The following is an 8,891-nucleotide window of genomic DNA, read 5'->3' as shown; positions in this document are numbered from 1 at the left end:
CTCCAATAAAGTGTTTGATTGGCTTAAAAAATTTCGTTTGTTTCTTTCCCAATCAATAAGAAAGAAACCGAATTGACATCAGGCTATTTTGTTTAGTTTTCAAGGTTCGAAATGTGTGTCGTTTTTTGCGACAAGACTTAATTTATCATAGCTCCAAAATGTTGTCAACAACTTTATTGAATTCTTTTTTAAAAAGAGTCAAACCGTTGTATCTCCTGACAACGCTAATAAATATATCATATCTATTTAGACGAATCAATACTAAAATATAAAATTATTTTTTTGACTAAACTTGTGCTTTTTTGTCTTTGCAGTGTTACATCTGTCCGACCCACTTACCATTCTAATACTACAGTTTTTCGGATGGGTTTCAATGGTGGATTCTTAGTTCGATGAGTACTTCAGCTTCACAGAAAGGTCTGTTTACATTATTCACACCTCCCTTTCTCACTTACTTTCTTAAGACGGGAGGTGTCTCGGATCAACTTTAAATTCTTTTCTCTTACTATCCTATCGTCATTACAACTTAAGTTACTTAACGTGGGGGAAGTTCTTTCTTGGGGTGTAATTAACTAATTCATTTTGGTTTGCAAATCTTTTATAAACATTGAATAGCGTAATATATCTTTTTTTAATGGAATTCTTTATTTCCGCATTGAAATCATCACATGTGACTTCAAAGAGTAGTTCGTCCATTTCTTTCTTTAGTAAGTATTCGAGCTCTTTTTGTTCTTTTTCATTAATCAATAGACCTAACAAGGATGTTCACCCATTTCTATATATTTTAAAGTGATTATCTCTATTCTTCTTCCTGCTTTATGTAATATAACCATTCTAAAAATATGCAAACATTCATATAGATATTTATAAAGAGAATTTCCGCTTAAAAGAAGGTGTTTTTTTACATTTTCCAATGAACGGTTGTTGAATAAATTGCGGTATAGACGTTCGTGTTCTTCCACCTACTCCTCTTTTATTTCAGAGTATGCGTTTTACGAACGTCCCAACGTAATTAATAGAATTCAAAGAAGGAATGGGATCTATGTTTTACACATTCAATTGGACAAGCTGGAAAAAGTGGGTTGCCGTGCTTTCATTACTTTTATTGTTTGCAATTACCATTCAACTATCCAACGATTACATATTCGAAAATGCCACTCAGGACCAGACTGTGAATGAGGGTGCGATTACGAAAAGTTTGAAGGAAGAGAAAGAAATCGCTTTGACATTTAATGTACCGTGGGGAGACGATATCATTGTCGATGTCATGAATGTATTAGATGAAAAACAAGTCAAAGCCACGTTTTTCGTGAACGGAGAATGGGCTCTTCGCAATGAAGAATTAGCTGAGTGGATTGTTGAAGAAAATCACGAGATTGGTTTGCTCGGTTTTTCGGACAAGTCTTATGAAGGTCGTTCGCTGGATTATATCAAGGAAGATATCGAGCGGGGCGAAACTGTTTTAAAAAATCTTGACTATGAACCGCTTCAGTATGTACGTGTACCTGAAAACAAATATTCCGAGTTAGTGACGGAACAAATTCATAAGCTAGGTTACCGAACTGTTTTTTGGAGCGTATACGCAGATGTGAATAAGAAGCAGCATGCGGAAACCATCAGCAAACAAATAGCCAGCGGAACGAGTAGTGGCGATATTATTGTTATGCCAATCCGGGATGATTTAAAGAAGGCACCAGAAGTCGTGGAACAAATCATTGAACAAAAAGAAGCCGAGGAATTTCAATTTGTCACAGTGACCGAGCTTCTTTCACCTGCTCAAATCGACCTCGAGCCAATCAATTAACAAAAACGGAACAAACTATTAAAGCAATGCTCATTCAAAAAGTCCCCAAGCGATTTACTTGGGGACTTTTGTATTTATTTGCTTTTCTTGTTTTTCTTCTTCGCATTCGTTGGCCTTCTTTTTTGTACATCATCAGCCTTATTCGGCATGCCAACTTCTTCACCCTTTTCATTCGTGTAACCGACAATATGGTGCAATCGCAGTAATTGGTATGTGTTACATGCGACCAATGGGACAATCATGATCATCATCGTATCTGGATCATTCGTACGCAATCCCGGAATCCATTCGAGTGCAGTCACCACAGTCATGAAGAATACTGCCGGTAAAAACGCTCGCGGATGGGTCTCCTCTTTTTTAACGTAGGCGACCGCGAGTGAATAGATGAATAACACGCCCGCGACAACTATGTATGGAAATATACTTCCCGGCTCATCTACTCTTGTGTAACGTAAGTAAACAAGATCGAACAATACAATCGCAATAATCACGATTTGTGCGTGTTTCCAAAAATAACCGAAAAAACCTCTTCCGAACTGGTGCACGGTCAAATAGGCAAAGAAACCCATTTGGCTAATGACACTGTAAAGGAGTCCTAATACAGAAAACCACAAAAACGTTCCTGTCAGTTCCCAAAAATCTAACGGGTTCATATATTCCAGATAAGCGTCTGCTCTTACAAAGAAACTTGTGATGACAGCTCCTAAAAAGCCTAGCAATAAGGCGACACTTGAAAATTTTAACCAATTGCGAATCGTCACTTGCTTTCCCTCCAACATTATACACATCATTTATCCATTGTATTTTACCACGAACCGACATTTTTTGCCTGACCTTAATATGTATATTTTTTCACAACTTCATCAAGATAAAAAGGAAACTATCTTCAGAGGGAGCAAAAACCATGACGTTTAAAAAACTTACGGGGTTTATGATATTAGGCTTATTCATTGTATTGACTGCCTGCACCCAAAGTGATCAGTCCTCCCAAAATACAGATTATGAAACGACGAAAAAAATGGTTGTTGATATCCTGAAAACAGACGACGGAAAAAAAGCAGTAAAAGACCTACTGACCGAAGAAGACATGAAAAATGAATTAATTCTCAATGCACAAGTCGTCAAGGATACGATTGAGCAAACATTACAGAGTGAGAAATCGAAAGAGTATTGGACGAAATTATTCGAAGACCCTTCTTTTGTTCAAGCTTATACGAAAGCGACAGAAGATAGCATGAAGGAACTAATGACCGGTTTACTCAGTGATTCCACATATAAAGAACAGTTAATCAAGATCTTTCAAGAGTCAAAGATGCAGGAAACGATTGTTCAAGCTTTATCCAGCCAGGCCTTTAAAGCTCATTTGGAAAAAACCATACAAGAGACATTGGAAAGTCCACTCTTTAAAGCAAAAATGACAGAGACTTTATTGAAAGCAGCTGAGAAAGCGCAACAATCTGAAGGCGGCCAAGGCGGAGGCCAAGGTCAAGAACAACAAGGCGGCGGAAGTGGAAGCGGTGGAGAATCAGGTGGCGGAAGTGATAGCAGTGCTGGTGGCGGAGGTTAATTAAAACTTAAAAAAGAGCTGTCACAAAGTTATCTGTTGTGACAGCTCTTCTGATTATGCGCGCTTAATCATTTGATTGGCAATAGACAAAAAGATCTTTCCTGTCGGGTGATCTTCTTGATAAATTCCAGGCGCAAAAATATCTTCATCATCATATGGTTGTTGTAACGGGAGACGGCCAAGTACATCTGTATCGAGTACTTCTGCAAGCTTATCTCCACCACCTTCACCAAATACATATTCTTTCTGGCCAGTTAATGCACTTTCGAAATAAGCCATGTTCTCAATGACACCTAAGATCTCATGCTCATTTTTTAAAGCCATTTGTCCCGCACGAGCTGCGACGAAAGCAGCTGTAGGATGTGGCGTTGTAACGATTAACTGTTTGGAGGATGGTAATAAAGATTGGACATCTAATGCGATATCCCCTGTACCAGGTGGTAAGTCCAATAGAAGGAAGTCTAGGTCGCCCCACTCCACTTCTTTAAAGAAGCTTGTCAGCATTTTTCCAAGCATAGGTCCTCTCCAAATGATCGGGGAGTTATCTTCTACAAAAAAGCCCATGGAAATAACTTGTACACCAAAGCGCTCAACAGGAATGATTTTTTCCCCTCGCACTTGTGGGCGATTTTCAATCCCCATCATATCTGGCACGCTAAAGCCATAGATATCCGCATCGACGATACCGACTTTCTTACCAAGTCGCGCCAATGCAATCGCCAAGTTAACGGTAACCGTCGATTTACCGACACCACCTTTACCACTAGCGACAGAGATGAACTTTGTTCCTTTTTGACCGATAAGATTCGCTTCACTCTCTTGGTCAGCAGCTTGTTTATATTCCTCTGGTAATTCAGTGAAACGCAAACCGACAGTAGCAGCACCCTCTTCTTTTAACATACCGACAATTTCCTGCTGCAGCTGAAGCTGTTCACCAGAATTCGGGTTGGCTAGGGCAATCTTGACACTGACGTGATTTTTTTCTTCTTTAATCTTAATACTTTCTATCGCACCCGTTTCTTCAAAGGTTTTATGTATATGTGGGTCTTTGACCGGGTTTAATATTTCTCTTACTCGCTCTTCTGTTACCAAATGTTACACCTTCCCTTTCAAAAAGTCGTGCAAGGTTAGTATAACATAAAGTAGTGTGTTTTCTTAACTAAGAGGCACCGCTATCTACATCTTCTTCCATGAGAAATTCGACAATTCCTTCAGCAATCGATGTAGCCAGCCGCTTCTGATAGTCCTCTTGCGTCAGTAGTCGTCTTTCATCTGGATTCGATAAAAAGCCCAGTTCTACTAAAGCTCCTGTTACATCTGCATGCTTCAATAAATAAATCTGTTCTAATCCTAGTGCGACACGTGTCCCGTTTGTTTCTTCACGCAGGCGCTTTTGAACGGCTTTTGCCAACGACTCGCTCTTCCCCTCATCGTCCGGATAATAAAACGACTGTGCCCCCGACCACTGAGAACTCGCAATCGAATTGAGATGAACACTAATAAACAAATCAGGATCCTTTTCTTGTATAAACTTCACTCGATTTCGAATATCTTCTGATTTTCGGTTTGAATGCCCTCTTGTGCCCTTAGCTGCGAGATCTACATCCTTCTCGCGTGTCATATAAACCAATGCACCCGCTTGTTGTAAATAATCACGCAATAACAAAGATGTTTCCAATGCGATGGTTTCTTCATAAACTGAATCGTGGTCCGCCCCGCCATCCGGCCCACCGTGCCCCGGATCGATGACAATTACTTTATTCGCAAGCGGCATCGTAACATTCGTAGGTGAAAAGAATGATGGGATTGGATAGCGAACCAGATAAATGAGTAACAAAAGTCCGACCAACCATAACAAAATGAACCATAGCTTTTTCAAGAGCTCCCCTCCCCTCTTGCTATTTTATGGACAAGGGAGGGGGAATATGATTCGCTTTGCATGAAAAAACCGTAAGTGCTAAATACACTTACGGATTTGTCCGAGTCATCTATTTCGCTGTATAACCACCATCTACAACTAAACTAGTACCTGTTATAAAGCTTGAGTCATCTGTCGCCAAGAACAATACAGCCTTCGCAACCTCTTCAGGTCTTCCCAAGCGTCCGAGTGGTGTAACTTGAGCCAATTCCTCAATATCTTCCTCTTCTAACTGCTCCATCAGCGGTGTTTTCACATATCCCGGACATACAGCATTCACTCGAATATTATCTTTGGCATATTCCAAGGCAGTTGCACGGGTGAGATTAACGACACCAGCTTTAGATGCCGAGTAGGCCGCCGTTTGGGATTGACCGACGTGGCCGAGCATGGAAGCTGTATTCACAATGACGCCGCTTCCTTTTTCTCTAAAATGATTGACGGCATGCTTTGTTCCGTAAAAAACGCCATTCAAATTCACTTCAATCACCCGGTTCCATTGGTCATCATTCATCTCAGTCGTATCCATCACAGGTCCAACACCAGCATTGTTAAAGAGAACATCGAGCTTCCCAAATTTCTCAACCGTTTGATCGATCAGCCGTTTAACTTCCTCTTCTTCGGTAACGTCCGTGTAAATGTATGACGCACGATCTCCTAGTTCCTCAGCGAGTTCTTCACCTTTCGGGTCATTGACATCTGCAATAACGACATTTGCTCCTTTTTCAACGAACAATTTTGCTGTTGCTTCGCCAATACCACTGACGCCTCCTGTAATGATTGCCACTTGACCATCTAATCGCATAAGCATCCTCCTCATCGATTTCAGTGAACAGATACTTTCTAATTTTTGCTGAATCACCAAAAGTATTCATTCACTACATCATTACCCGATTTGGAAGTTACTGATCGCGGTAGGTCACAACAGTTTGGCAAATATAATCATGAAGGGCCCTTTTTCTTTCCGTCCATCCCGCCATCATGAATCCGATCATTAAAATCAATGCGGAGAGGATATAAGCAAAGTAGCGACCGAGCGATTTCAAAATACTAATGGTCGAGCCATCTTCATTGGTCACCTGAATTTTACAGATCATTTTACCCGGCGAACCTTTGAAGCGTGAAGCTGTGAAAAGAATAATAAAGAATACACTGTAAATAGAGCTGGATAGTTCTTCTGCATTGGTTTCAGTTTGCTGCTGTGTTTGCTGTAATTGTTCCACTTCTCCTGTAATCAAAGCGGCAACCAACCAGGTGAGGAGTGAAACAAATAGGCTATCAATAAAAATGGCCAAAAACCGTATCCAAAATCCAGCCGGCTTATTTTCAATCATCCAGTAGCCTCCTTCGTACATAGCGATCTGTCTGCACCCCATTATATAAAAAACAACCTCTGAATTCACTCCAGAGGTTGTTAAGCCATTTCAATATTATACGGTTTGTTCTTTATGCTGATGATATTTTTTCTTGATGACTTGCAAAATGAGCAATACAGCCAGGAGAACAATACCGGCAACATCCGTAATCCAGTTATTCTGAATGAATAATAAAGCTGACAGCAAGGCAATCGTTCGTTCATACCATACATACTTGTGAATGAGCCAATTTTGAATAAATGAAGCAAATGCAATCATACCAATCGTCGCTGTAATAATTGCCCAAATGACTTCATACCAGGATGCATCTGTCAAAAATAAAATGGTTGGATTTAACGTAAAGACAAACGGCAGCAATAGTGCAGCTGAGTCAAATTTAAACCCTTGCACACCCGTTCGAACCGGTCCGGCATTCGCAATTCCTGCTGTGGCATAAGCCGGCAAGTTGATCGGAGGCGTATCATCTGCCAACACCCCGTAATAAAGAACGAATAAATGTGCGATTAATACGTGAACACCCATATCTGTCAAGATCGGCGCGACAATCGCTGCTAGCACGACATATGTTGCTGTAGTCGGCAATCCTAGACCTAAAAGCAAGCAGGCGAAAACGGTTAAAACTAATGTGAAGTAAAGCTGTGTATTATCCGTCACCATGAAAGCTGGCAACATATTCGTCAATGTCTCTGAGAAACCGACAACAATTCGCGTAAACTTCGTTGATAAACCGGACGTCGTAATAACACCGATTAAAATTCCTGCTGTCGCACAGGCAACGATAATGGACAGCGCATTTCGAGAAGCCGTTTCGAAACCTTCAACAACATTTCTCCAGCCATATCGAAATGGCGTCACACCTAAGTTGGATTTTCGTTGAACGACCGCAAAGGCTAATGCAACGACCAAGCCAAGAATGACTAGCATCGTCATTTCCGGTTTCCAACGAACCGTTTCTGTTCCGAATACATCCGTACCGAATAATCCATTCAATTGATATAAACCATTATTCAGCGTACCGACAATAAACTGGAAGCCATAGACAATGGCAATTAATCCAGCTGCATACAATAACGAACGCCCTAAACTTTCTTTGAAACGATGCGCAAAGAATGCCATTGCCAGTAAAACGACGATCGAGAAGAATGCAGAGTTATTAACCGAAATCCGCTCAACAACCAAATAGTAAAGCAAAACGAAAATCGGGAATAAAAGATAACCTTGTTGCAGTAATAACTTACGGCCTTTCGGCAACTCTGCTTTCGGTATCCCTTGAATACCGTTTTTCGAAGCTTCGAAATGAACCATAAAGAGAATTCCTACATAAGCCAACAAGGCAGGGATAATGGCACTCTGAATGATTTGATAATACGGGATTCCCGTAAATTCAACCATAATGAAGGCTGCCGCACCCATAATCGGTGGTAAAAACTGTCCACTGGATGAAGCTGCAACCTCGATCCCACCTGATACATGTGGCTTGAATCCTACTTTTTTCATAAGTGGGATGGTAAATGTACCAGTCGTCACCGCATTCGCAGTCGAACTTCCCGAAATACTTCCCATCATTCCACTTGCCAATACGGAAGCCTTTGCCGGTCCACCTTTAAAGCGACCGAATGCCCGGATCGCTAAATTGATGAACATCTGGCCCGCACCCGTTGACTCCAAAATAGCTCCAAATAAGATAAAAATGAACACAAATTGAGCCGATGCATATATTGGAGTTCCAAAGATTCCGTTATTACGATAGGAAATTTCGTAAACGAAACGCTCAAAGTCACCACGATCATGAAAGAATTGACCCGGCATATACTCCCCAAGGAAGAAATACCCAATGAAAATTAAGGCGATAATGACAAGTGGCTTTCCTACAACACGTCTTGTCGCTTCTAACACTAAAATAATCAAAGCAAGCCCTATTGCCAAATCAAAATCAGTTGGGCGACCAGAAATGATCGATGAAGATGTTTGGTTTTGAATGATATACATCCCAACACCAAACGACATGATTGCCAATAATGCATCATACCAAGGAACCGTCTTTTGATTTAAACCTTTTTTAGGCGGAAAGATTAAAAACACAAGCACCAAACCTAATGTCAGGTTTAAAACAAAAACTAACTTTATTTCCGTAAATTAATTTTATAACTGAATCAATTTCATAATTGCTCTTTTTAAAAATACAAAGACTTCTCCAATGTTTTGAATTGCATTTTTAAAAACAGA

The 8,891-nt window shown here is 40.5% G+C and carries 8 protein-coding genes; 2 read left to right on the top strand and 6 right to left on the bottom strand.

The genetic code is table 11. The features are described 5' to 3' along the window. Positions 1-1,042: 1,042 nt before the first annotated feature. A complete protein-coding gene (locus tag FPQ10_RS12665) occupies positions 1,043-1,804 on the top strand; it encodes a polysaccharide deacetylase family protein (protein WP_186278688.1) in 762 nt (253 codons plus the stop codon). A 74-nt stretch (positions 1,805-1,878) separates the two neighbouring features. On the opposite strand, the gene FPQ10_RS12660 is transcribed toward FPQ10_RS12665, so the two are convergent. Continuing rightward, positions 1,879-2,565 carry a KinB-signaling pathway activation protein gene (locus FPQ10_RS12660; protein WP_255439982.1) on the bottom strand — a complete coding sequence of 229 codons (687 nt, stop codon included), beginning with the start codon at positions 2,563-2,565 and terminating at the stop codon, positions 1,879-1,881. A gap of 143 nt (positions 2,566-2,708) precedes the next feature. Here FPQ10_RS12660 and gerD point away from each other — a divergent pair, with 143 nt between their 5' ends. Beyond that, the gene (gene gerD, locus FPQ10_RS12655; protein ID WP_144163861.1) at positions 2,709-3,371 is read left to right on the top strand and encodes a spore germination lipoprotein GerD; all 663 of its coding nucleotides are present in this window, start codon (positions 2,709-2,711) and stop codon (positions 3,369-3,371) included. A gap of 54 nt (positions 3,372-3,425) precedes the next feature. On the opposite strand, the gene FPQ10_RS12650 is transcribed toward gerD, so the two are convergent. The 5 genes from FPQ10_RS12650 to FPQ10_RS12630 form a co-directional block, all read right to left on the bottom strand. Next, positions 3,426-4,463, bottom strand: a complete 1,038-nt coding sequence (locus FPQ10_RS12650) for an Mrp/NBP35 family ATP-binding protein (protein ID WP_144163860.1) — start codon at positions 4,461-4,463, stop codon at positions 3,426-3,428. Between the two features lie 67 nt (positions 4,464-4,530). Next, positions 4,531-5,250: an N-acetylmuramoyl-L-alanine amidase CwlD gene (gene cwlD / locus FPQ10_RS12645; protein ID WP_144163859.1), complete on the bottom strand. Its 720-nt coding sequence runs from the start codon at positions 5,248-5,250 to the stop codon at positions 4,531-4,533. 109 nt (positions 5,251-5,359) lie between these two features. Continuing rightward, positions 5,360-6,094, bottom strand: a complete 735-nt coding sequence (locus FPQ10_RS12640) for an SDR family NAD(P)-dependent oxidoreductase (RefSeq protein WP_144163858.1) — start codon at positions 6,092-6,094, stop codon at positions 5,360-5,362. 97 nt (positions 6,095-6,191) lie between these two features. Continuing rightward, positions 6,192-6,623, bottom strand: a complete 432-nt coding sequence (locus tag FPQ10_RS12635) for an RDD family protein (protein ID WP_144163857.1) — start codon at positions 6,621-6,623, stop codon at positions 6,192-6,194. Positions 6,624-6,719: 96 nt separating this feature from the next. Next, positions 6,720-8,792, bottom strand: a complete 2,073-nt coding sequence (locus FPQ10_RS12630) for a TRAP transporter permease (RefSeq protein ID WP_144163856.1) — start codon at positions 8,790-8,792, stop codon at positions 6,720-6,722. Between the last annotated feature and the right edge of the window lie 99 nt (positions 8,793-8,891).

It is taken from the genome of Allobacillus sp. SKP2-8 (genome assembly GCF_007559355.1).
Taxonomy (GTDB): domain Bacteria; phylum Bacillota; class Bacilli; order Bacillales; family Alkalibacillaceae; genus Allobacillus; species Allobacillus halotolerans.
This window is presented reverse-complemented; position numbering and strand designations above follow the sequence as displayed.

What these genes read in the sequence shown, in the direction of transcription:
- FPQ10_RS12665 (WP_186278688.1), top strand. Translation starts at nt 1,043, where the DNA reads ATGTTTTACACATTCAATTGGACAAGCTGGAAAAAGTGGGTTGCCGTG.
- gerD (WP_144163861.1), top strand. Translation starts at nt 2,709, where the DNA reads ATGACGTTTAAAAAACTTACGGGGTTTATGATATTAGGCTTATTCATT.
- FPQ10_RS12640 (WP_144163858.1), bottom strand. Translation starts at nt 6,094, where the DNA reads ATGCGATTAGATGGTCAAGTGGCAATCATTACAGGAGGCGTCAGTGGT.
- FPQ10_RS12635 (WP_144163857.1), bottom strand. Translation starts at nt 6,623, where the DNA reads ATGATTGAAAATAAGCCGGCTGGATTTTGGATACGGTTTTTGGCCATT.